Source organism: Olsenella kribbiana, assembly GCF_036408795.1.
Taxonomy (GTDB): Bacteria; Actinomycetota; Coriobacteriia; order Coriobacteriales; family Atopobiaceae; genus Olsenella_L; species Olsenella_L kribbiana.
On the sequence record NZ_JAZGJP010000001.1, the window covers coordinates 99,837 to 122,298 of the forward strand.

Here is a 22,462-nt window from a genome sequence, read left to right on the forward strand (position 1 = left end):
TAACGTCTTACCGGACTGAAGGCCTGAACTGGTAAGCGGCAGGTCTTGTTTCGGTAAGGATCATGTGAGGAGCTTCCATGCCTGCAATAATGACGCACGATTTCTTCGGCAAGGACGTCTACGACGAGTGCTTTTCGACGATCGGCATGACGGCAGACGAGCGCGATGCGTTCCTTCTCGGCAACCAGGGACCGGACCCGCTCTTCTACACCCTCATCGATCCTGCGCTCAAGGACTTCCGCAATGTCGGCGACGTGATGCACCATGAGAGGCCGACGTCGCTCATCTGCGCGATGCGCCTGGCCTATGAGGCGCTCGACAGCAGCGACCGTGCAAGCGGGCGTGCCTATGCGCTCGGGTTCCTCTGCCACTATCTCCTCGACTCCGCGATGCATCCGCTCGTCTATGCCGAGCAGTATGCGTTCTGCGATGCTGGCGTCGAGGGGCTTGACCGTTCTGCCGGCTCCTATGTGCACGCAGAGATCGAGCGAGACTTCGACGAGATGGTGCTCTATACGAAGCTTCACCGCACAGTCCAGACCTACAAGCCCTACCGCGAGGTGCTGCGCCTCGACGAGCCGGCGCTCGAAGCCGTGGGCCGCATGTATGCGCTCGTGCTCCAGAGCGTCTATGGCCTCTATGCGCCGCAGAACCTCTATGTGAAGGCTGTGCATGACTTCCGCGTCGTGCAGCATCTGTTCTATTCGAAGAATGGCCAGAAGGCAGGAGTGCTCGGCACTGTCGAGAAGCTTGCGACAAGAAAGCCGTATTCGCTCGAGCGCGCGATGGCGCACCGGGCCCGCGCGGAGGAGACGAGCGACTTCGACAACAGGGGCCACGCTTCGTGGACGAATCCGTTCACGAAGGAGGAGTCGACCGATTCCTTCTGGGACATCTATGACGCAGCCAGGAAGCGCGCTTCGTCTGCGCTTGCGCTCTTCGCCGATGACAGCTTCACGCTCGCGGAGGCAGCAGAGCTCACGGATGGCCTCAACTTCTCGGGCCAGCCAGCGGAAGGTTAAGGGAATAAATTATGCGTCTGGGTTCGGACGGATACGCCGAGCGGCCATATAAATCCGTGAATGGCGACACCGTCTTACTTGACAAGGTATCTACCTGCACTTTTTCTGACCTGTCACAAGAAAGAGATGCCAGAGCGAGATTGTCGGGTTTCGCGAAGGGCGCTTAGGGTATCATAGACAACGCGTTCTTAAGGGCGCAGGTATCGCGCGCAAGCGCACTGTGTTTTGCCCTGTCAGGGCAAATGAAAGAAAGGCACGTCATGGCTCAAGGTACTGTTAAGTGGTTCAACCCCGACAAGGGCTACGGCTTCATCTCTCGTGAGGACGGCGACGATCTGTTCGTCCACTACTCCGAGATTCAGATGGATGGCTTCAAGACCCTGGACGAGGGCCAGGCTGTGGAGTTCGACATCACGACCGGCCAGAACGGCAAGCTCCAGGCTTCCAACGTTCGCAAGATCTAGTCTCAGACAAGACATATCTCTGTGATGCCCGAGAGGCTCCTCTTCGAGGAGCCTCTCGTTTCATATAAAGAGGGATTGTGCTGTCAGGCGTTTCCGACCTAGTCTGTGCCGAGCGGGATGTCGCGCCAGTCTTCGAGATAGATGTCGGCGATGCGGCGTACCTCGTTCGTGTCCTGGAGGGCATCGCCTGAGCAGACGGCACAGGTCGTGCAGCCGGCACGGTGGGCTGAAAGAAGGGCTTCGGCGAGGTCCTCGAAGACGATGCAGCCAGATGGTGCCACGCCGAGCCTCTTCGCTGCCTCCTCGTAGATGTCGGGGAAGGCCTTCGAGCGTGCGACCTCCTGCCCATAGACCTTCACGGGGAACCACTTCTGGATATCGATCCTGTGCATGGACTCGAGGAGATCGGGCGTGTTGGTCGTTGCGAGCGCATAGGGGATGTGCGCTCGCTGGAGCGCTTCGAGGTACTCTGTCACGCCAGGCCTGAGCACGGCCTTCGTTATGTAGAGCGCTCGGCTCATGCGCATCCACTCCTCCACGATATCGTCCGGATCCTCGTCGAGGTGGTAGCGCTCGACCGTGTAGCGTGCCCCCTCGGCAAAGCCCAGGGCAGAGAGCTGCCGGGGAAAGTCGACCGTATAGGGGATGGCGCGCTTTGCAAGGAAGGCGCGGTCCACCTCCTCCCAGAGAGACGCCGTATCGGAGACGGTGCCATCGAAATCGAAGATGGCGGCCTTCTCGGGGAGCGGCCAGAGCCTCTCGGGCGCTGCCGGCGCCAGAGCTTTCTTGTCAGGCGAAGATGAACTCACGGTAATGACCTTCCGCATATTTCTGCTTTGCTGCGTTCAGTATCGTACACTGGGATGGTTCAGAGACGATCGAGATGTGCCTTGAAAGGAGACATCACATGTCAGCAGAACCTACGCGCGCAGAAGTCGACGCCTATGTGGATGAGGTATGGGACGACGTGATCCGTGACATCGACTATCTCGTGCAGGTCGAATCCGTAGAGGATCTGGCGCATGCCGATGAAGAGAAGCCGTTCGGTCCGGGCCCCTATGAGGCGCTCAAACGTGCGCTCGAAGTTGCCGGGCGCCTAGGACTCGAGCCGCACAATTGCGGCGGCCATATCGGCTATGCGGACCTTCCAGGGGCATCCGACAAGCAGATAGCGACAATCGCACATACCGATATCGTGCCGCTCGGCACGGGCTGGCATACTGACCCGCTCCATGTGACGAGGAAGGAAGGCTACCTTCTCGGCCGCGGCGTCCTCGACGACAAGGGCCCCTTCACGCTCTCGCTCTATGCGGCACACTTCTTCGCACGCAAGGAACAGCTTTCGGGCGAGCAGATCCCGTACACCCTTCGCTGCCTTGTCGGCGTGAACGAAGAGACGAACATGGAGGATGTCGAGTGGTATCTGGCCCACTATCCGGAGCCTGACTTCCTGTTCACGCCCGATGCAGACTTCCCGCTGATCTGCGGCGAGAAGGGCCTCTACGGCTGCGCCTTCACGACAGCACCGGTTGCCCAGCGCATCGTCTCCTTCGATGCCGGCACAGCCTCCAACGCTATCCCCGGTGTGGCCGAGCTGGTGCTCAAGGCCGATGCCGACAAGCTTCCGGCAGCAGAGGGCATCGCGATCGAGCCTGCAGGTGAGGGGCTTGCCAAGCTCACGGCCCACGGCAAGGGCGGACATGCCTCGATGCCCGAAGGCACGAAGAACGCTATCGGCATGCTCGTCTCCTATCTCTTGGCAAACGACCTCGTCGAGGGTGACGAGCGCGAGTTCTTCGAGTTCGAGCAGAAGATCTTTGCGGCAAGCGACGGATCGGGCATGGGCATCGCCACATCCGACGAGAAGTTCGGTGCCCTCACGAGCTGCGGTGGCGTCATCCATCTCAAGGACGGCCGCTACTCCCAGACGCTCGACTGCCGCTATCCGACCTCTGTCACGGGCGAAGAGCTCGACTCCAAGCTCGAGACGCTGGCAAAGAGCTTCGGCGTCACATTCCATCCCGAGCGCAAGGTCGAGCCGTTCTACACGGACCCGAACTCGGCCGAGATCCAGACGCTCGTCAAGACCTACAACGAGTTCACGGGACACGACGACAAGCCGTTCACGATTGGCGGCGGTACCTATGCCCGCCACTTCAAGAACGCCTGCGCCTTCGGCCCGCACGACTCCCGCATGGAGACGCCTGAGTGGGTCGGCATCGAGCATGGTCCGGACGAGGGCATCCTCGAGGACCAGCTGAAGCTCGCTCTCAAGATCTACATCGTGAGCATCGCCCGCCTCATGAATCTCGACCTCTAAGGTCTCAAGGCACAGACGCGATACGAAGAAGGCCAGGACGTGCGTCCTGGCCTTCTTTCATGCATGCCGGATCTGATGCTAGCGGTCGGGCTCTCCTTCGAGCGAGCGGCTGATATCGAGCACGACGTCGTCGCCTGAAAGCATCGCAAGCACATCGACGAAGTTCTTCGCGACGGGGAAGACCTCGGCATCGAAGGCAGCGCGCATCGCAAGGACGAAGGCTTCCGAGACTTCCTCGGTTGGCGCTGCCGGCACATTGTGGGAGGCGAGCACGTAGTCCACGTCCTCGTCGGTCTCCATCTTTGCCATCTCTGTCGGCTTCTTCTGGGAGAGCGAGTTCAGGTTCATGACGGCCATGAGGTAGGAGGAGGAGACGAAGCGCGTGCACCTGCGCCACGAGGCGGCAGAGGCCATCTCATCTCCGATCTGCTCGAAGATCTGGGCAAGCGCTGCATAGGCATTGCCAAGCGTCTCGGGGTCGTAGGCGTGCTCGAGAAGAAGGATGAGCGTCTCTTTCGCTCCTTCGAGGTCGCCCAAGGCGGTCTGTGCCTGCGCATGGAGGAGATAGGCAGAGGTGTCCATAGGCGCGAGCACTATCATCGATGCGCTCTGGCGCCTTGCCTCCTCTGCCTCGCCTCCGGCAAGCGCTGCCTGCGCAAGCATGAGGCGCGCCTGGTAGTAGGCATCGGGCACAAGGATGGTCTTCTGCCCCTCGTTTGCCATGAGGCGGTTGAAGAGCGCACGGTCGCAGTAGCTTCTGAAGAAGCGGTGCACCGAGGTCTCGGTATCCGCGAGGCTGTGTGCGCCCTCATAGTCCCTGAGAGCGTCTCTGAGGATTGCTGCGGCATCTGAGTACTGCTGCTTGCGTGCCAAGCCTTCAGCACGCTCCACGGCGCGTGTGAGGGCGTCTCCCGAGATGAAGTCATCCTCGATGGAGAGCGCATCTGAAGAATCCAGGCTTCCATCGATGATGTGGCCCATCGTGCGCTTTGCAGCATCCTGGACGCCTTCGTCCTCCATGTCTTTCGTGACGGAAAGGATGGCATGGACTGCTTCCTCAGCGGTCGTGCCGAGGTTCCTTCCAATCTTTTCTGCTGCCTGGATCCTGGCCGTGTCCTCGTTGATGGCAAGGCCTGAGACATGGTCGCAGCCGAGCGCCTTTGCAGAGGCGCCGAAGATCCTTCTCTTCGAGGTGGCGACTGGCTCGTAGCGGAATGCGGGGCAGAAGCGGACGTCCGAAAGAGACAGCTCCTGAGGTATCGGATTCAGGGCTTCGGACGGTGCATCCATGTGCGCATCGAACGATGCGAAGACAGCCCAGGGATCCGAGATCTCTTCCATATCGAGGAGAGCAAAGCGGTTCCTGTCAAAGTGCACCGTATAGAGGCAGCTGCGCTTCGTGCCCGTCGTCTCCATGGCAGAGACGAATACATCCTTTACGGCAGGGGAGCAGCGGAAGGCGCCTGCGGCAAGAAGAAGACCTACTCTCAGCGCATACTGGCTTGCTTCGCGGGCACGCATGAACTGCGTCGTCGGCACGACCCTGCCGAGGCCATCCACCCAGGCGCTCCTCGGGAAGCAGGTGGCAGGCGTCGCTTCGAGCTCGAAGAGCACCCGTCCCTCATGCATGTTCACGCGGTATCCTGCCTCGAGCCTGTAGGGGAGGCGGAAGCTCTCGAGCTCTGTCGCTATGCCCTTGCGCACTGCCCACTCGCCGTCAGAGAATGGCTCATCGATGGTGGGGAGCTTGTCCGAGATGGTCGGGACCTGCGAGGTGATCGAGCGGGCGACGCTCTGGTTCGTGCGGAAGCACTCCCTCTCCGTCAGGGGTGCATCGTCCTTGTGGAATCCTGTTGTGAAGAGCAGTGCGTTGAGCGCTGCCTCGATGCGAACGAGAGCAAGCTTCGTCCCGAAGGGGACGCGCGGCTGCATGACGCGGAGATAGAAGAGATGGCTCCTATGGAGCAGCACGGCTGTCGTCTGGGGAAGCTCAATGTCCTTGTCGAAAAGGCCTGCCTCCTCGAGCATGCGGGCATACCAGAGCTCGAGCTCTGTCGGCGCCTGCGGACGGGTCTGCACCTTCTGCTGCTCGTCTGGCTGGCTCTCGCCGAGGGCGGCGGCCTTCCGGGTCGCGATGTCGCCGACCTGGGCCTTGAGCTCTGCTATCGCATCTTCTGCTCCAAGAAGCCTCTTGGTGATCGTTTCTGCCGTGAGCGTGGAGAGCGGAGTCGCCGGCGCGCTCGGGGCAGGGGCGGGCACCTCTGCCTTGCGTTCGGTATCTGTATGCTGCTCGTCCATGAAATGCTCCTTCGATGTGCACGTGCCTCCTGCATCGCCCTGTGCCATGCCTGCTGCGGCGGCCCCACAGAGGACAGCTGCTGCAGCTGCCGCTCCTGCGGCAAGCGCAGGAAGCGCGGAGGCAAGCCCTGCCTGGACAAGTATGGTGGCGCAGAGTGCAAGCACGGCGAAGAGCTGGGCTCTTGCCGCGAGCTTTTGCGTGCGCCTCTCCATCCAGGCCTCCCGTCTCCTTCTGGAGCGCAGAGAATGCAGATGCTTTTTACCTACCCCACCGTTTGGAATGGCATACGCGGGATGGCATATCGGACCTGAAAACGCCGCAGAGCGTATACTGATTGGAAATATTGAGAAAGAGGGATTGCTGATGGGCGAAACAGAGAAGCGCTATCTCGAGACGGCGATAGCTGACGACGATATCGTATATGGAGCAACGCAAATCTTCGATGCGCTGTCCGATTTCACGCGCTTCCAGATCCTCTGCGCCCTGAGCATCCAGAACCGTTCGGTCGGCGAGCTCCAGGAGTTCTGCCATGTCTCCCAGTCAGCCATCTCGCACCAGCTGAGGCTTCTCAAGGACCGTGGCATCGTCGCTTCCAAGCGCGATGGGCAGCGGATGGTCTACTCGCTCGACGACGACCATGTGGCAACGCTCATCGAGGTCGGTCTCGAGCATGCAGGCCATTACCGCTGCGAAGGTGATGGCGGAGAAGACGCCTAGCAGGAAGCGGCATCCAAGGCAGGAAGCCTGAGCGGCATGCCATCCACGCAGAGTGGATGCGGCTCTCCCGCGATGAGGGGACGGGCATATCTCAGGTATGCATCGGTCACGTGCATGCCACCTGCTGCAATCATGGAGGCAGGAACGGTGCGCTCCTCGTTTGCGACATCGGCGATTGCGACCGTGCCGATCTTCGTCTGGTAGGGAAGAGAGCTCACGCGCTCGATCGTGCACATGATGCCCGTGGAGCCGGCAAAGGCAGCACGTACGGCGGCGGCACCGAGACTCTTGGCCTCTGCGAGGTCGGTTGCAGAAGCGCAATGCGTTGCTGCGCGCTGGAGCGTCGAGAGCTCCGTGCCGCGTGTCTTCACATGGAGCTCGCGCTTCAAGACTCCTGCGAGGTAGCGGCAGGTGCCGGAAAGCGCCGCCTCATGGCCGAAGGCATCCTTTGCCGCCTTGGCGCCGTCCGCTTCGCAGAGAAGCTTGCCCGAGGCATCGCGCACGCCTTCGGAGGCGGCAATCACGACAGTGTTCTTGTGCTCGAGGAGCGAAGCGACACGTTCCACGATGTGCTCTTCTGTCTGCGGCACCTCCGGCAGGAGGACGAGGTCGGGGCAGGGGAGCTCAGGAGATGAGGCAAGGGCAGCTGCTGCGGCGAGCCAGCCGGCATTCCTGCCCATGATCTCGATGACCTCGACGCTCTTGAGGTCGTAGACGGAGGCGTCACGTGCAATCTCGCCGACAGCGGTTGCAATGAACTTCGCGGCGCTGCCGTAGCCAGGCGTATGGTCGGTGGCCATGAGGTCGTTGTCGATCGTCTTCGGGACGCCGACGAAGCGAATCGGGCTCTCCTTCTCGGCACCGTAGGCTGAAAGCTTCGAGATCGTGTCCATAGAGTCGTTGCCGCCAATATAGAGCACGGCGTCGACGGAAAGCTCGTCGAAGAGGGCGAAAAGCTTCTGGTAGGGCGTCTCGTCCTCCTGATAGTCCGGGAGCTTGTAGCGGCAGGAGCCAAGATAGCTGGCGGGCGTGAGTGCAAGAAGCTCGAGTGCCTTGGCATCAGGGGCTGCCGCATCGAGGTCAACAGTCCTGCCTTCCAAGAGTCCTTCAATGCCATACCGCATGCCCAGGGTATGGGCGCCGGCTTCGCGGGCACAGGCGATGACGCCTGCAAGGCTTGCATTGATTGCGGCAGTGGGGCCGCCTGACTGACCAACGAGAACCGTGCGCTTCTTCCCCATGGTTTGGATCCTTCCTGAGAGTCTGCTCGTGCCTTCATTGTAGCTGAGACAGAGAACGGCTCCCCCGGCATGCCGGAGGAGCCGCCAGCGTATCTCTGTTGGGGCTTTTAGGCCTCTCCTGCTTCCTGCTTCATCGCAAGCTCGGGGTCGATGCCGGAAAGCGGGCGGATGAAGAGGCCGCTTCTGAGCTTCGGCTCGAACCAAGTCGACTTCGGAGGCATGAGGAGTCCTGCATCGGCCACGCGCATGAGCTCGTCCATGCTCGTGGGGAAGAGCGAGAATGCGCAGCCTGCATCGCCTGCTGCCTTCGAAAGAGCCTCTGTCCCCTCGATGCCGCCGACGAAGCTGATACGGGGGTCACGGCGCGGGTCTTCGATGTGGAGCACAGGAGAGAGGAACCTGTCCTGGAGAAGCGAGCAGTCAAGCGAGGCGACAGGGTCCTGCTCCTCCTCTGGGGTGAGGGTGAGCGAGAGCCTATACCAGGAGCCGCCGGCAAAGAGGGCAAACGTGTGGCGCTCTTCAGGTTCGGGCGCTTCCGTGAAGGGTCCCTCTGCGGCAAAGCCAGCATCCTTTGCAGCGGCGAGGAGCTCGTCTGCCGTGAGCCCTGCCGTGTCCTCGACGACACGGTTGTAGGCCAGGATCTTGAGTTCGGAGGCCGGGAAGAGGACGGAAAGGACCAAGTTCCAGGGAGCCTTGGAGCTTGCGTTCGGATGCTCTTCGCGGCGGGCAAGGGCCACCTTCACGGCGCTTGCCGCACGGTGGTGGCCATCTGCGATGTAGGCGCAGGGAATCTGCTCGAGCATGGCCTCGATTGCATCGACAGCGTCTTGGCGGGCAACCCTCCAGACGGTCTGGCGCACGCCATATTCGTCCGTGAAGTCATAGAGCGGACGTCCCGACATCGCAGCATTCAAGATGATTGCGAGGACCGGATTGTCGCGGTAGGCAAGAAATACCGGACCCGTCTGTGCATCGAGGGCCGCGATGTGGTCGATGCGGTCCTTCTCCTTGTCGGCACGGGTATTCTCGTGGCGGCGGATCGTGCCATCGACGAAGTCATCGACCGCAGCGGCACAGACGATGCCCGTCTGCGATCGTCCTGCCTGCTCGAGCCTATAGAGGTAGTAGCACTTCCTGCCATCGGCTACGAGCGTCCCGTCCTCGATGCGCTCGTCCAGGAGCTCCTTGGCCTTTGCATAGACCTCAGGGGCATACATGTCCTGGCCGGGCCCGAAGGCGGTCTCGGGACGGTCGATAGCAAGGAAGCTTTTCGGATGCGCCTCGACATAGGCCTTGGCGGAGGCGCGGTCGAAGACATCGTAGGGAAGGGCTGCAAATGTCGACGCCTTGTCAGGCGCAGGACGAAGGCAGCTCATCGGATAGGCATGCATAGGATGGAATCTCCTTCGCTAGGCAGTGCGTGCCGGCTTGATGACACGGACACGGTAGATGCCATCGATCTTGGAAAGCTCATCGACAGTGCCCTCATCGAGGGGCACGTCGGTATCAAGCAGCGTGTAGGCATGCGCTCCCTGTGCTTCGTTTGCCATCCTCTGGATGTTTGCCGTGGCATTGCCGAGGATCGAGGAGATCTTGCCGATCATGCCCGGAACGTTCTTGTGCAGAAGGGCGACACGGCCGCCTGCCTTGCAGGGGCCAAGGTCGCAGGCAGGGTAGTTCACGGAGTTCCTGATCGTGCCCATCTCGAGGTAGGCCTTCATCTCGCCGACAGCCATGTGCGCGCAGTTCTCTTCGGCCTCGTTCGTGCAGGCGCCCATGTGCGGGGTAATCGTCGTGCGTGGCATCTTCGTCGTCTTCGGCGTCGCGAAGTCGCAGATGAACTTGCCGAGCTGGCCGGACTCGAGGGCTGCTGCCACGGCGTCCTCGTCGATAATGTCGGCACGGGCATAGTTCAGAAGCATCGCAGAAGGTGCGAGGAGCGCCAGCTGCTCGGTCGAGATCATGTGGATTGTGTCTTCCTTCGCGGGCACATGGAGCGTCAGATATTCGGCGCCACGGCAGAGGTCATCGAGGCTCTCGACGCGCTTGACGGAGCGGTCGAGCTGCCAGGCATGTTCGACGGAAAGATACGGGTCGTAGCCATAGACATCGGCACCGAGGGCGACAAGGGCATTGGCGACCTTCGAGCCGACAGCGCCGAGTCCCACGACGCCGACCTTCCTGCCCATGAGCTCATGGCCTACGAAGGCCTTCTTGTTGCGCTCTGCATCCTTCACGATGTTGGGGTCGTCCGTGTGGTCCTCGACCCAGTCGATGGAGCCCTGGGTGTCACGGGAGTTCACGAGGATCATGCCGACAACGAGCTCCTTCACGGCGTTCGAGTTGCCGCCGGGGGAGTTGAAGACGACGATGCCGCGCTCAGCGCACTCCTCGAGCGGGATGTTGTTGACGCCGGCGCCGGAGCGGGCGACGCAGCGGACCGAAGGCCCGAAGTCGAGGCCGTGGATGTCGGAGGCACGGACCAGGATAGCATCTGCCTTGTTGATGTCGTCGGTCTTCTCGTAGCCTTCGCCGAGCTCGGCCACGCCGTCTCGGGTGATGTTCTTTGCGATGTTGTCGAGCACCTTTACATAGCGCATGGATGCGTTCCTTTCGAATCTATGAGAAATCAGGCTCTTATGCGTTTGCCTGCTCGAAGTCCTTCATGTAGGCGATGAGGGCATCCACTGCCTCAGGAGAGACGGCATTGTAGCAGCTTGCGCGCATCCCGCCCAGGATCCTGTGGCCCTTGAGACCGACCATGCCGCGCTCCTTGGCGCCTGCCACGAAGGCCGCATCAAGCTCCTTGGAGCCGGTCGTGAAGACGGCGTTCGAGATGGAGCGGTCCTCGGGCTTTGCCAGGCCCCTGTATAGCTTGGAGGAGTCGATCTCGTCGTAGAGCTTGTTCATCTTGGTCCAGTTGCGCTCGCCCATGGCCTCAAGGCCGCCGGTCTTCTCGACCCAGTGGAACACCTTGCCGCAGAGATAGATGCCGAAGGTGTTCGGCGTATTGAGGAGCGAGTCCTTCTCTGCCTCGACGTGCCAGTCAAGGTACTGCGGGCAGATGTCGGCGCGTGCCGGTGCCTTCTCGAGGAGGTCGTTCCGGACAATCAGGACCGTGACGCCGGCAGGGCCGCCATTCTTCTGGGCGCCCGCATACAGCATGCCATAGCGGGAGATATCGAGCGGGCAGGAGAGGAACATCGACGAGATGTCGGCCACGATATCGACCGAGCCCGTCTCCGGCAGCTCCTTTGTCATCGTTCCATAGACGGTCTCGTTCTGGCAGAGATAGACATAGTCGAGGCTCTGGTCGACGGGGCCGGAAATCGTTGCGGTATGGTCGAAGTGCGCATCCTCAGAGGAGGCCAGAAGGTCTGCCGTGCCATACTTGGCAGCTTCCTTGTAGGCCTTCTTCGACCAGTTGCCAGACACGATGTAGCCGGCATGGCCCGTGAACATGAGGTTCATCGGCACGCCTGCGAACTCGAGCGTGGCGCCGCCCTGCAGGAACAGGATCGAGCAGTTGTCAGGAATGCGATAGAGCTTCTTGAGGGCTGCCTTGGCATCCTGGAGGATCTCTTCGAACTCCGGAGATCGATGGCTCATCTCAAGCACGCTCATGCCACTGCCCTGGTAGTCGAGAAGCTCGGACTGGGCTTCCTGGAGCACACTCTCGGGCATTGCTGCCGGACCTGGGTTGAAGTTGAACACGCGAGCCATCTACATGCTCCCATCGTTCGGCACCTGCGCCAAGGCACAGATGCGCCCTCCTGCCGAAGCAGCGAAGGCGAGATGTATAGATGCGAACACTGTAGCTATTCAGTCTGATACAGCTCTGCAAAAAGCCGGAAATTATCTCAACTGTTACCAAGTGCATCCTGCTGGATAGCATACGGCTGACATTTCTGTGGCAGGTTTTTCCTCCATTCCGGCACGCATAGGGGCCGCCTCCGGAAACGGCGAGAAATTGGACGCGCTCTTCGGGTAGAAAGAATGCATATTGGTTGTTCGAGATAAGGAGCTGCCATGTCCGGATTCGATGCATTCGATACTGCGCACAAGATCTTCCTGGCAGGCGTCGGTGCCGTTGCCACCGCAAGCGACAAGAGCACGGAGATGCTCGACGATCTCATCCGCAAGGGCGAGGAGACCGTGAAGCAGGGCCAGGCCTTGAACGAGGAGCTCAGGCACCGCACGCGCGACGTCGTGGACGGCGTTTCGGATGGTGCCCTGAAGTCGAAGATCGACTCCATGTCCGATGAGGAGCGCGACGCGTTCGTCCGCAAGGTCCAGGAGATGGCAGATGCGGCGAAAGCCTCCCATGTGAAGGTCGACGTCGATGTCGAAGACGCCGAGACCGGGGACGCAGACAGCAAGACGGAGTAGAGCGTGGCAGATTCCGGAAAAGCCGGAGCAAGCTCCAAGAAGACAGATGAAGAGGCAGCCGCCGAGGGCAAGGACGCCTACGAGGGCATAAAGGATGCCGCCTTCGAAGAGACGATAGGGCTTCTCGGCGGCCGCCAGGGCGGATATGAGAGCGGGACGCGCGCCTCGCGCAGGAAGCGCATGGGCGAGATTCTTGCTGTCGTGCGCAAGTACGATATCCTGCACGGCCTCACGCCGGTGACGCTCAGGAAGATGCTCGAAGAGCTCGGCCCTACCTTTGTGAAGGCAGGGCAGATCCTCTCGATGCGCTCCGAGATCCTGCCTGAGCCGTTCTGCCAGGAGCTCACGAAGCTGAGGGCCAATGTCGAGCCGATGGACAGGGATGCCGTCCTTTCGGCCCTGAGGTCCGAATATACGATACCGATTGAGGACATCTTCGATGCAATCGACGATGTCCCCTTGGGCTCTGCCTCGATTGCCCAGGTCCACAAGGCCCGCCTCATTACCGGCGAGCTTGTCGCCGTGAAGGTCCAGCGCCCGCATGTGCAGGAGACGATGGCGCAGGATATCGATATCATGCGCCGCCTTGCCCGCTATGCCTCGCGCTTCCTCCCCGATACGCAGGTGCTCGATCTCGGCTCTGTCATCGAGGAGCTCTGGCATTCATTCCGCGAGGAGACGGACTTCCTCGTCGAGGCGAAGAACCTCGAGGAGTTCCGCCACAACAATGCGAACGTGAAGTTCATCGGCTGCCCCAAGCCCTACATGAAATGGTGCACGCACCATGTCGTGGTGATGGACTATGTGAACGGCATACCGATCTCGAACACGAAGCGTCTGGCCGAGGATGGCTATGACCTGAACGAGATCGGCATGAAGCTCATCGACAACTATGCCCAGCAGATGCTCGACGATGGCTTCTTCCATGCAGATCCCCATCCCGGAAACATCATCATCTCAGGCGGCAAGATCGTCTATATCGATCTCGGCATCATGGGCAGGCTCTCATCGCATGACCGCGATGCGACGCGCGAGATGGTATTCGCTGTCGCAGAGAGGAACTCGGCACGTCTCAAGAACGGGCTTCTGCGCTTCGCCGTCTCAGATACGAGCAAGGTCGACCATGCACAGCTCCTGGAGGACCTCGATGCGATCATCGAGGACTATGGTGCGGCAGATCTGGACGACCTCGATATCGCTGCCTTCATGAACTCACTCATAGCTATGGCAAGGAAGAGCGGAATCGAGCTTCCGGGCACGGTCACGATGCTTGCACGCAGCCTTGTCACGCTCGAAGGCGTCGTGAACGACTTCCTTCCTGGTGTCTCCATCATCGAGATCGTGAAGAACCATATCCGTGCGCATGAGACGCCGCTCGACTTTGTGCAGAAGGAAGCGAAGACCTACGCGCGTGAGGCCGAGGCAGCCTCCCATGGCCTTCTCGAGGCAGCATCGGAGGCAGGCCTTGCCGCCAAGATGCTTACGCGCGGCCAGCTCAGGATGAAGCTCGACTTCTCGGACACGACAAGCCCGATATCCGATCTCGCTGCTGCAGCAGACCGCTTGACGATGGGCATCGTCGTGGCGGGACTCTTCATCGGCTCTTCGGTCATCTACTATGCCCGCATCCAGCCTGTCATCTTCGGCATCCCGATCATCGGCTTCGTCGGCTTCTTCTTGGCGCTCTTCCTGGGACTCTGGATTGTCCGCAACATCATGAAGGAGCGCAAGCAGAACCGGCGCTGAGCTGAGCAGACAGAGCGTTTCATGAAGAAGGCGGCCCTCCGAGGAGAGCCGCCTTCCTTGTGTTCTGGATGTATGTTCGCCTAGCTGACGACGCGGTAGCCGACCGTGCCGACACCGGAGAAGCCGAGGGCAGATGCGACTGCAGGCTGCATGTCGATCTGGCGGTTGCCGGAGTAGGGGCCACGGTCGTTCACGACAGCAGTGACGGTCCTGCCGTTGTAGGTGATCTCGATGATCGTGCCGAGCGGCATCGTCTTCATTGCGACGCCCATGGAGGTCGGCGTCAGCGTATCGCCCGAAGCCGTCGTGCCATACATGAGGCCATCGCCCTCGCCGTACATCGATGCCTCGACGTAGGTGTAGCTCGCGGCTGGCGCTGCGCTCGAAGAGGAAGAAGACGAAGAGGCGGGAGCGGAGGCTTGGGGGGCAGAGCTCTGGGAGGAGGTGTCCTGCTGCTGGCTCTGGGAGGACGTCTCCTGTGCCTGCGTGCTCGTCTGAGCAGAGGAGTCGGAGGAGCTGTCCTGTGTTGCCTCTTGGATCTCGGTCACCGTTGCATCCTGCTGGCCCTTGGCCTGCTCGGCCTCATAGGCTGCTTCCTGGGCAGCGGCGTTCTCCATGGCCTTCTCCTTGGCAGCCTCGATGGCAGCATTTGCGCTGTCATAGGCATCCTTGGCGGCCTGGACCTTGGCTTCCTCGTCGGCCTTCTGCTGCGAGAGCTCGGCCTGCTTCTGCGTGAGCTCCTGCTGAGCTGCGACAAGATCGTTCATATCGTTCGTCGCATTGCCCACGATGTGGTTCAGGTACGCGAGCTGCGTGATGAAGTCATTGAACGTGTCGGCAGAAAGCAGCAGGGCCAGAAGGGAGTTCTGGTCCTGGTGAATCTTGTAGGACGTGGCGATAGCGTTCGAGGCGTTTGCCTTGAGCTCGGGGAGCTGGTCTTCGATCTCCTCGATGCGGGCCTCGTTGTCGTCTATCTGCTGCTGCAGGCTGTCCAGCTCCTGCTGGGCCTGGTCGTACTGCTCGCCGGCCGCGATAGCGGCATTCTGGAGCGATTCGAGGTCGGTGTCTTCAGCAAATGCTGCCACAGGCACCGAACTTGCCACGAGGGCAGCCGTGATGGCTGCTACAGCGGCATGGCGAAAGAATCTTGCAGGTGTTCGCATCTCTTCTAACCCATAATCTCGTCGGGGACCTTATCAGGTCCGTTTGCAGATCTGGAATTGGCTGATTGCGCAGTGCTACTTCTCGTCAATTCATGTTCTCTATACTACTCCCGAAGCCGACATGATTGGCGATTATCCAGCTAAAGGCCACAAGTTGCAAAAATGGTGTCCGCCACATGCACAAAATCATGCATATTGGTGGACACCTTATGCAAAGCGCTACCTGAATGCTATCAGAACAGGTTTCTGGAAGCCTATTCGAAGGCCTCTGCTGCGCGCTCGAGCCAGCTCATGCACTTGATCTGCTGAGGGCAGGCGCGCTCGCACTGGCCGCAGTGAAGGCAGGCCGAGGCAAGGGCGCCTTCCTTCGTTGCATCCTCATAGCCCTTCTTCGCAAGCTCCGTCTGGCCCCAGACAAGCTCGCGGTTGAGTGCCGAGAAGATTTCCGGGATATGGATGTGCACAGGGCAGCCCGGCGTGCAGTAGTGGCAGGCCGTGCAGGGCACCTGCTTGATCTCGGCGAGCGCCTTCTGTGCACGCCCGATCGTTGCCTGCTCGTCATCTGTGAGCGGCTTGAAGTGCTCCATATAGGAGACGTTGTCCTCCATCTGCTGCATGTCCGACATGCCGGAAAGCACCGTGATGATACCGTCAAGCGAGGCGACATAGCGGATGGCCCAGGAGGCGAGCGACGCTTCGGGCTCGGCTGCCTTGAGGATATCGGCGACCTGCTGAGGCGGCGCTGCGAGCGTTCCGCCCTTGATAGGCTCCATGACGACAATGGACTTCCCATGGGCACGTGCTACCTCGTAGTTGGCACGGCTCGTGATGGATGGATTGTCCCAGTCGGCGTAGTTCAGCTGGAGCTGCACGAAGTCGACCTCGGGGTGCTTTGTAAGGAGCTCGTCCAGAAGCTCAGGCGTTGCATGGAAGGAGAAGCCCATGTGCTTCACGAGGCCCTTTTCCTTCTGTTCGTGCACGAAGTCCCAGATGTGGTAGTCGTCGTACTTCCTGAAGTTCGAGGTCTGCAGGGCATGGAGCAGGTAGTAGTCGAAATACCCTGCCTGTGTGCGGTCAAGCGATGTCTGGAACTGCCTCTTGCAGGATTCCTCGTCCGTGCATGCCGCCATTGCGTTGATCTTCGTCGCAAGCGTGTAGGAATCGCGCGGATGGCGCTCGACGAGCGCCTGCCTCGCTGCATCCTCAGAGCCCGCGTAGACATAGGCTGTATCGAAGTAGGTGAAGCCTGCCGCCAGGAAGCGGTCGACCATCTGCTTCGTCTGCTCGATATCGATCGTGCCGTCCTCAAGCTTCGGCAGGCGCATGAGGCCGAAACCGAGCTTCGGGACATCCTTTCCAAAGTATTCGCTCATGATTTTCCTCTCCTTGTAGTTCCCCTGCGACCAAGATACCCGCGATAAGAGACTATATGAAAGGAGCCGGGCCATCTGCCCGGCTCCGGACGCTCTCTGGAACCCTCGGCTATTCGAGCTCGAAGGCGCCGGTGTAGAGCTGGTAGTAGGTGCCCTTCTGGGCGATGAGCTCGTCGTGCGTGCCATGCTCGATGATGCGGCCATGGTCGAGGACGATGATCACATCGGAGTTCCTGACCGTCGAGAGGCGGTGGGCAATGACGAAGGTGGTGCGTCCCTGCATGAGGGCATCCATGCCGCGTTGGACGATCTGTTCCGTACGGGTATCGATCGAAGATGTTGCCTCGTCGAGGATCATGACAGGGGGATCTGCGACAGCGGCGCGGGCAATCGAGAGGAGCTGGCGCTGGCCCTGGGAAAGGGAAGCGGCGTTGTCCCTGAGCATCGTCTGGTAGCCCTCAGGAAGGCGCGTGATGAAGGAGTCGGCGCCTGCGAGCTTGGCAGCTGCGACGCATTCGTCATCTGTCGCGTCGAGCCTGCCGTAGCGGATGTTGTCCATGACGGTACCGGTGAAGAGGTTCGTGTCCTGGAGGACCATGCCGAGGGAGCGCCTCAGGTCTGCCTTCTTGATCTTGTTGATGTTGATGTCGTCGTAGCGGATCTTGCCGTCGTCGATATCGTAGAAGCGGTTGATGAGGTTCGTGATCGTCGTCTTGCCGGCACCGGTCGCACCGACGAAGGCGACCTTCTGGCCCGGCTTCGCATGGATTGTCACGTCGTGGAGCACGATGTGCTCGGGCGTATAGCCGAAGTCCACGTCGTAGAGGTCGACCTTGCCCTCGAGCTGGGTGTAGGTGACAGAGCCATCCTCGTGCGGGTGCTTCCAGGCCCAGAGGTCGGTGCGCTCGTCCGTCTCCTCGAGCGAGCCATCCTTGGCGCGCTTGGCATTGACAAGCGTGACATAGCCGTTGTCCTCTTCAGGCTCCTCGTCGAGAAGCGAGAGGATGCGCTCGGCACCGGCAAGGCCCATGACGACGAAGTTGATCTGATGGGAGACCTGGCCGATCGATCCTGCGAAGCGCTTCGTGAGGTTCAGGAACGGGACGATGATGTCGATACCCAGGATCATGCCGGAGATCGAGGGGTTCGGGATGCCGGCGACAAGGAAGATGCAGCCTGCGAGGGCGACGATTACGTAGGCAAGGTTGCCCGTGTTCATGAGGATGGGGCCAAGGGTGTTGCCGTAGATGTTCGCGTTCTTCGAGGCCTGGAAGAGCTGCTCGTTCACCTTGTCGAAGTCAGTTTCGGTCAGCTTCTCATGCGTGAAGACCTTGATGACCTTCTGGCCGTTCATGGATTCCTCGGCAAAGCCTTCCTCGGCCGCAAGAGCACGCTGCTGCGCCAGGAAGAAGTGGGCAGAGCGGCCGCCGAGCACACGTGTCAGGGCCATCATGATTGCAACCATGACCAGGACGACAAGCGTCAGCGGCACGGAATACCAGAACATGATGTAGACGACAGAGATCATGGCAATGATGGTCGTCAAGAGGTTCGGGAGCGACTGACCGATGAACTGGCGCAGGGTATCCACGTCGTTCGTGTAGTGAGACATGATGTCGCCGTGCTTGTTGGTGTCGAAGTAGCGGATCGGGAGGTCCTCCATGTGAGAGAACATCTCGTTCCTGACCTTCATCATCGTGCCCTGGCAGATGACGGCGCCAAGCTGCGTCCAGCCGATGTTGCAAGCGAGGGCGGCGACGTAGCATCCGATGAGCGTAAGGACGATGCGCAGAATCTGGGGCTGCGCCGTTGCCCAGTCGCCGGTCTGGAACGTGTCCTCGACGACGGCGATGGCCTGCTGCATGAAGATCGAAGGCACCGAGGCGATGATGGCGGCTGCCACGATGCAGAGGATCTGGATGGTCACGAGGCCAGGATAGTAGTGGAAGACAAGCGACATGATGCGCTTGAACGTTGTGCCGGGATTCTGTGCACCATGGCCGCGGCCCGGTGCCTGCTGCTTCTTGGTTGCTTCCTCGCTCACTTCGTGGCCTCCTTTCCTGCTTCGGCATCCTTTTCGAGGATGCCCATCTTCTCGTCGTGGGACTGCTTGTTCTGGGTCATGTAGACCTCGCGGTAGATGTCGTTCGTGCGCAGCAGCTCGTCGTGCGTGCCGATGGCATCGATCTGGCCGTCACGCATGACGACGATGCGGTCGGCATCCTCGATAGAGGAGGTGCGCTGCGCGATGATGATCTTGGTCGTGCTTGGGATGAAGCTCCTGAAGCCCTGGCGGATGAGGCGGTCGGTCTTCGTGTCGACAGCGCTCGTGGAGTCGTCGAGGATGAGGACCTTCGGGTTCTTCAGGAGGGCACGGGCGATGCAGAGGCGCTGCTTCTGGCCGCCAGAGACATTCGTGCCGCCCTGCTCGATATAGGTGTCGTACTTGTCAGGGAAGCGCTGGATGAACTCGTCTGCCTGGGCAAGCTTGCAGGCCTCGAGCATCTGCTCGTCGGTCGCATTCTGGTTGCCCCAGCGGAGGTTGTCCTTGATGGTGCCGGAGAAGAGGACGTTCCTCTGAAGCACGACGGCGACCTCATTCCTGAGCGTGTCGAGATCGTAGTCGCGCACATCGTGGCCACCAACCTTGACGGTGCCTTCCGTCGCATCGTAGAGGCGGCTGATGAGCTGGATCAAGGTCGACTTCGAGGCGCCGGTTCCGCCGAGGATGCCGATGACCTCTCCGCTCTTGATATGGAGGTCGATGTCCTTGAGCGCGGGGCGCTCTGCCTTCTCGGAGTACTTGAAGCTCACGTGGTCGAAATCGACGGAGCCGTCTGGCACCTCCATGATCGGGTGCTCGGGGTTGGCAAGCGTCGGCTTCTCCTGCAGGACCTCGCAGATACGCCTCGAGGACTCTTCAGCCATCGTGATCATGACGAAGACCATGGAGAACATCATGAGGCTCATGAGGAGAGAGAAGCCGTAGGTGATGAGCGCGGAGAGCTGGCCCACGCCCATGGCCTGCGACTGGGTCGTGACGATGGCCATCGAGCCGAAGTAGATGACGAAGGTGTAGATGATATCGACTGCCAGCGTCATGAGAGGCGTGTTCCAGGCAAGGATGCGCTCCACGTGCACGAAGTCATGATAGAGGGTGCCGGAAGCCTCATTGAACTTCTGCTTCTCGTAATCCTCGCGCACATAGGACTTGACGACGCGGATGCCGGAGACGTTCTCCTCGACGGAATCGTTCAGGCGGTCGTACTTGCGGAAGATGCGGCGGAAGATCGGCATGGCTGTAAGCGCGATCTTGAAGATGGCATAGCCAAGGAAAAAGGCGACGATCACGTAGACGACTGCCATGGGGCCGCCGGAGATGAATGCCATGATGATGGAGAAGATGGCAAGCATCGGGCAGCGGATGGCCATGCGGATGATCATCATGTAGGCCTGCTGGACGTTCGTGACATCGGTCGTGAGCCTCGTCACGAGCGAGCTTGTAGAGAAGCGGTCGATATTGGCGAACGAGAAGCCCTGGATCTTGTGGAACAGGTCATGCCTCAGGTTCTTGGCAAGGCCGGTCGCACCGATGGAACAGGTGACGCCTGCAGCGGTGCCGAACGCAAGCGAGACCAGGGCGAGGCAGATCAAGATGACAGCAGAAGGGATGATGCCTTCAAGCGGCTCTCCTGCTGCAATCTGATTGATGAGCTGCGCCGTGAAGAACGGAATGGTGCACTCGATGATGGCTTCGAAGGCTACGAGCAAAGGGGTCTCCCACGCATACTTGCGGTACTCGCGCAGCGACTGCGCCAGCGTATGCACTATCTCCCTCAGTCCGTATTCTGGAAGCGTGCTGTCCGTGCCCGCCTCCATCGCATTCTTGATGCTTCGGGTCAATTTCACTCCGGCATCGCCTTCTTTCTCTCGTCTTCCAGTTCATTCCAATGACCGACCAGCCGGTCAAGCGTCTCGAGCAGCTGCGTGCGCTCGTTGTCCGTGAGGATATCGAACGCATGGGATTCGAATGCCTGCCGGCGCTTGGCAAGCGCTTCTGCCTCTTTCCAGCCAGCATCGGTCAGCGTGATATCGAGCTGCCTTCTGTCCTTCTCGGAGCGCGTGCGCACGATAAGGCCTTCACGCTCGAGCTTCGTCAGCACTTCGGACAGAGATGCGGAGCTGATCGGCTCCGAGTTCTGGAGGTCGCGCTGCTGGAGCGTGCCGCCTGCAAGGCTGAGCTTGATGAGCATATGCTGCTTGCCGCTCCTGCCGCCGCTGTGCACATGCATGAAGTGACCGAAGTAGCCGAAGTCCTGCATGATGCTGTGCTCGATTGTCGATTCTGAACGATGCTCAGGGGGCCTGCAGCAGCGTGCCCCCGTTCCGTTTGCCATGTTTCACCTCTTCTGATTCTCGGGCCCGCCTGTGGAATCGCAAGGTGAGCAAATGTTTTTTCCTATAAAATGTTAGGTACCTAGCAAATAGATGTCAAGGTACCTAGACAACTATGTACAGAGTGTGCAGAGGAGGTGCGCCGGGGGAGAGAACCGTGCAGGAAAACTGCCTTTGTGGAAGCCACGCAATGGCTTCCCTATATAAACAGAGTCGCTGAACTGGGATTGTAAAGGACATGTAAGCCGGTATCAAAGCTGCGTAATAGACGGGTGGGCGCAGATTTCGGAGCTCTTTCAGGCCCTAGCATTCAAATCAGCAGAGGGCAGCCGTGCACCATGCAGGAACTTCCGAATATACACGAAGGGCTGCCCAGTCTCAGGAGGGACAGATATGTCAAAGAGCCTTACCCGTCGCGGCTTCCTTGCTATGAGCGGAAGCGCTGCAGCACTCGCAGGTCTCGGCCTTGCCGCCTGCGGCGGTGGCAGCACGTCCACCACAGACTCCAGCTCGAGCGAGACGAAGAATCTGTCCGGCAGCATCACCGCTGTCGGCTCCACGGCACTCCAGCCGCTCGTCGAGGCTGCATCCGAGCAGTTCATGGAGACCTACCCGGATGTCCAGATCACGGTCCAGGGTGGCGGTTCCGGCCAGGGCATCACGCAGATCTCCCAGGGTGCTGTCCAGATCGGCAACTCCGATGTCTTCGCCGAGGAGAAGCTCTCCAACAAGGATGACGCAAAGAAGCTCAAGGACAACCAGGTCTGCGTTGTCGGCATGGGCCCGGTCGTGAACTCTGAGGTCACGGTCGACGACATCTCCATGGCCGACCTCAAGAAGATTTTCATGGGCGAGGTCACGAACTGGAAGGACGTGGGCGGCTCCGATCAGGACATCGTCGTCATCAACCGCGCTTCCGGCTCCGGCACCCGTGCAACCTTCGAGTCCGCTGTTCTCGGCTCCGACAAGGTCCCCGAGTCCTTCAAGCCGCAGGAGCAGGATTCCTCCGGCACCGTCGCATCCATGGTCGCCCAGACCCCGGGTGCCATCTCCTACCTTGCCTTCTCCTACTTCGCTGACACCTTCAAGGCACTCAAGGTCGACGGCGTCGAGGCAAAGGAAGCCAACGTCGAGACCAACGACTGGAAGATCTGGGCCTACGAGCATATGTACACCGCAGCAGATCCTGACGAGACCACGCAGGCCTTCATCGACTACATGTTCTCCGACGATGTCCAGGGCTCCCTCGTCGAGCAGACGGGCTACATCCCTGTCACTGGCATGAAGGTCGCCCGTGACGCAGACGGCAACGTCACGAACAAGTAAGGGCTTT

General features: G+C 60.3%; 18 protein-coding genes. 7 read left to right on the plus strand and 11 right to left on the minus strand.

The window, feature by feature from the left end:
- Positions 1-77 precede the first annotated feature (77 nt).
- Positions 78-1,022 (plus strand): hypothetical protein, encoded by a 945-nt coding sequence (locus tag VXJ24_RS00445; protein ID WP_330970951.1) that lies wholly within the window; start codon positions 78-80, stop codon positions 1,020-1,022.
- Between the two features lie 260 nt (positions 1,023-1,282).
- On the plus strand, positions 1,283-1,486 hold the full coding sequence (locus VXJ24_RS00450) for a cold-shock protein (protein WP_154434155.1): 204 nt from the start codon (positions 1,283-1,285) through the stop codon (positions 1,484-1,486).
- Positions 1,487-1,584: 98 nt separating this feature from the next.
- Here VXJ24_RS00450 and VXJ24_RS00455 read toward each other — a convergent pair whose 3' ends face one another.
- Complete coding sequence (locus VXJ24_RS00455) at positions 1,585-2,295, minus strand: HAD family hydrolase (protein ID WP_330970952.1); 711 nt, start codon at positions 2,293-2,295, stop codon at positions 1,585-1,587.
- Between the two features lie 98 nt (positions 2,296-2,393).
- On the opposite strand from VXJ24_RS00455, the gene VXJ24_RS00460 reads away from it, so the two are divergent.
- Positions 2,394-3,806, plus strand: coding sequence for a Sapep family Mn(2+)-dependent dipeptidase (locus tag VXJ24_RS00460; RefSeq protein ID WP_330970953.1), 1,413 nt, complete (start codon positions 2,394-2,396; stop codon positions 3,804-3,806).
- 78 nt (positions 3,807-3,884) lie between these two features.
- On the opposite strand, the gene VXJ24_RS00465 is transcribed toward VXJ24_RS00460, so the two are convergent.
- Entirely contained in the window at positions 3,885-6,317 is a 2,433-nt protein-coding gene (locus VXJ24_RS00465) for a tetratricopeptide repeat protein (protein WP_330970954.1), read from the minus strand.
- A 151-nt stretch (positions 6,318-6,468) separates the two neighbouring features.
- Here VXJ24_RS00465 and VXJ24_RS00470 point away from each other — a divergent pair, with 151 nt between their 5' ends.
- The gene (locus VXJ24_RS00470; RefSeq protein ID WP_330970955.1) at positions 6,469-6,822 is read left to right on the plus strand and encodes an ArsR/SmtB family transcription factor; all 354 of its coding nucleotides are present in this window, start codon (positions 6,469-6,471) and stop codon (positions 6,820-6,822) included.
- Here VXJ24_RS00470 and VXJ24_RS00475 read toward each other — a convergent pair.
- The 4 genes from VXJ24_RS00475 to serC form a co-directional block, all read right to left on the minus strand.
- Positions 6,819-8,063 carry a diphosphate--fructose-6-phosphate 1-phosphotransferase gene (locus VXJ24_RS00475; protein ID WP_330970956.1) on the minus strand — a complete coding sequence of 415 codons (1,245 nt, stop codon included), beginning with the start codon at positions 8,061-8,063 and terminating at the stop codon, positions 6,819-6,821. The genes VXJ24_RS00470 and VXJ24_RS00475 overlap by 4 nt on opposite strands.
- A gap of 107 nt (positions 8,064-8,170) precedes the next feature.
- Positions 8,171-9,454 (minus strand): DUF1015 domain-containing protein, encoded by a 1,284-nt coding sequence (locus VXJ24_RS00480; RefSeq protein WP_330970957.1) that lies wholly within the window; start codon positions 9,452-9,454, stop codon positions 8,171-8,173.
- Between the two features lie 18 nt (positions 9,455-9,472).
- Positions 9,473-10,663: a 3-phosphoglycerate dehydrogenase family protein gene (locus VXJ24_RS00485; protein ID WP_330970958.1), complete on the minus strand. Its 1,191-nt coding sequence runs from the start codon at positions 10,661-10,663 to the stop codon at positions 9,473-9,475.
- 37 nt (positions 10,664-10,700) lie between these two features.
- Entirely contained in the window at positions 10,701-11,786 is a 1,086-nt protein-coding gene (gene serC / locus VXJ24_RS00490; protein WP_330970959.1) for a 3-phosphoserine/phosphohydroxythreonine transaminase, read from the minus strand.
- Positions 11,787-12,092: 306 nt separating this feature from the next.
- Here serC and VXJ24_RS00495 point away from each other — a divergent pair, with 306 nt between their 5' ends.
- On the plus strand, positions 12,093-12,452 hold the full coding sequence (locus tag VXJ24_RS00495; RefSeq protein ID WP_330970960.1) for a phasin family protein: 360 nt from the start codon (positions 12,093-12,095) through the stop codon (positions 12,450-12,452).
- Between the two features lie 3 nt (positions 12,453-12,455).
- Complete coding sequence (locus VXJ24_RS00500) at positions 12,456-14,198, plus strand: ABC1 kinase family protein (protein WP_330970961.1); 1,743 nt, start codon at positions 12,456-12,458, stop codon at positions 14,196-14,198.
- Positions 14,199-14,278: 80 nt separating this feature from the next.
- On the opposite strand, the gene VXJ24_RS00505 is transcribed toward VXJ24_RS00500, so the two are convergent.
- The 5 genes from VXJ24_RS00505 to VXJ24_RS00525 all read right to left on the minus strand — a co-directional run bounded on the left by VXJ24_RS00505 (position 14,279) and on the right by VXJ24_RS00525 (position 21,131).
- A complete protein-coding gene (locus tag VXJ24_RS00505; protein WP_330970962.1) occupies positions 14,279-15,283 on the minus strand; it encodes an RlpA-like double-psi beta-barrel domain-containing protein in 1,005 nt (334 codons plus the stop codon).
- A 332-nt stretch (positions 15,284-15,615) separates the two neighbouring features.
- Entirely contained in the window at positions 15,616-16,734 is a 1,119-nt protein-coding gene (locus tag VXJ24_RS00510; RefSeq protein WP_330970963.1) for an aldo/keto reductase, read from the minus strand.
- A gap of 109 nt (positions 16,735-16,843) precedes the next feature.
- Positions 16,844-18,694 carry an ABC transporter ATP-binding protein gene (locus VXJ24_RS00515; RefSeq protein ID WP_330971159.1) on the minus strand — a complete coding sequence of 617 codons (1,851 nt, stop codon included), beginning with the start codon at positions 18,692-18,694 and terminating at the stop codon, positions 16,844-16,846.
- 80 nt (positions 18,695-18,774) lie between these two features.
- Complete coding sequence (locus tag VXJ24_RS00520) at positions 18,775-20,613, minus strand: ABC transporter ATP-binding protein (RefSeq protein WP_330971160.1); 1,839 nt, start codon at positions 20,611-20,613, stop codon at positions 18,775-18,777.
- Positions 20,614-20,639: 26 nt separating this feature from the next.
- On the minus strand, positions 20,640-21,131 hold the full coding sequence (locus VXJ24_RS00525; RefSeq protein ID WP_330970964.1) for a MarR family winged helix-turn-helix transcriptional regulator: 492 nt from the start codon (positions 21,129-21,131) through the stop codon (positions 20,640-20,642).
- Positions 21,132-21,522: 391 nt separating this feature from the next.
- Here VXJ24_RS00525 and VXJ24_RS00530 point away from each other — a divergent pair, with 391 nt between their 5' ends.
- Positions 21,523-22,455: a phosphate ABC transporter substrate-binding protein PstS family protein gene (locus tag VXJ24_RS00530; RefSeq protein WP_330970965.1), complete on the plus strand. Its 933-nt coding sequence runs from the start codon at positions 21,523-21,525 to the stop codon at positions 22,453-22,455.
- The last annotated feature ends 7 nt before the right edge of the window (positions 22,456-22,462 follow it).

Excerpts from the sequence above, each read along its gene's own strand:
- VXJ24_RS00465 (WP_330970954.1), bottom strand. The coding sequence starts at position 6,317 with ATGGAGAGGCGCACGCAAAAGCTCGCGGCAAGAGCCCAGCTCTTCGCC.
- serC (WP_330970959.1), bottom strand. The coding sequence starts at position 11,786 with ATGGCTCGCGTGTTCAACTTCAACCCAGGTCCGGCAGCAATGCCCGAG.
- VXJ24_RS00495 (WP_330970960.1), top strand. The coding sequence starts at position 12,093 with ATGTCCGGATTCGATGCATTCGATACTGCGCACAAGATCTTCCTGGCA.
- VXJ24_RS00450 (WP_154434155.1), top strand. The coding sequence starts at position 1,283 with ATGGCTCAAGGTACTGTTAAGTGGTTCAACCCCGACAAGGGCTACGGC.
- VXJ24_RS00520 (WP_330971160.1), bottom strand. The coding sequence starts at position 20,613 with ATGGAGGCGGGCACGGACAGCACGCTTCCAGAATACGGACTGAGGGAG.
- VXJ24_RS00445 (WP_330970951.1), top strand. The coding sequence starts at position 78 with ATGCCTGCAATAATGACGCACGATTTCTTCGGCAAGGACGTCTACGAC.
- VXJ24_RS00485 (WP_330970958.1), bottom strand. The coding sequence starts at position 10,663 with ATGCGCTATGTAAAGGTGCTCGACAACATCGCAAAGAACATCACCCGA.
- VXJ24_RS00515 (WP_330971159.1), bottom strand. The coding sequence starts at position 18,694 with ATGTCGCTTGTCTTCCACTACTATCCTGGCCTCGTGACCATCCAGATC.
- VXJ24_RS00475 (WP_330970956.1), bottom strand. The coding sequence starts at position 8,063 with ATGGGGAAGAAGCGCACGGTTCTCGTTGGTCAGTCAGGCGGCCCCACT.
- VXJ24_RS00510 (WP_330970963.1), bottom strand. The coding sequence starts at position 16,734 with ATGAGCGAATACTTTGGAAAGGATGTCCCGAAGCTCGGTTTCGGCCTC.
- VXJ24_RS00470 (WP_330970955.1), top strand. The coding sequence starts at position 6,469 with ATGGGCGAAACAGAGAAGCGCTATCTCGAGACGGCGATAGCTGACGAC.
- VXJ24_RS00460 (WP_330970953.1), top strand. The coding sequence starts at position 2,394 with ATGTCAGCAGAACCTACGCGCGCAGAAGTCGACGCCTATGTGGATGAG.
- VXJ24_RS00530 (WP_330970965.1), top strand. The coding sequence starts at position 21,523 with ATGTCAAAGAGCCTTACCCGTCGCGGCTTCCTTGCTATGAGCGGAAGC.
- VXJ24_RS00525 (WP_330970964.1), bottom strand. The coding sequence starts at position 21,131 with ATGGCAAACGGAACGGGGGCACGCTGCTGCAGGCCCCCTGAGCATCGT.
- VXJ24_RS00480 (WP_330970957.1), bottom strand. The coding sequence starts at position 9,454 with ATGCATGCCTATCCGATGAGCTGCCTTCGTCCTGCGCCTGACAAGGCG.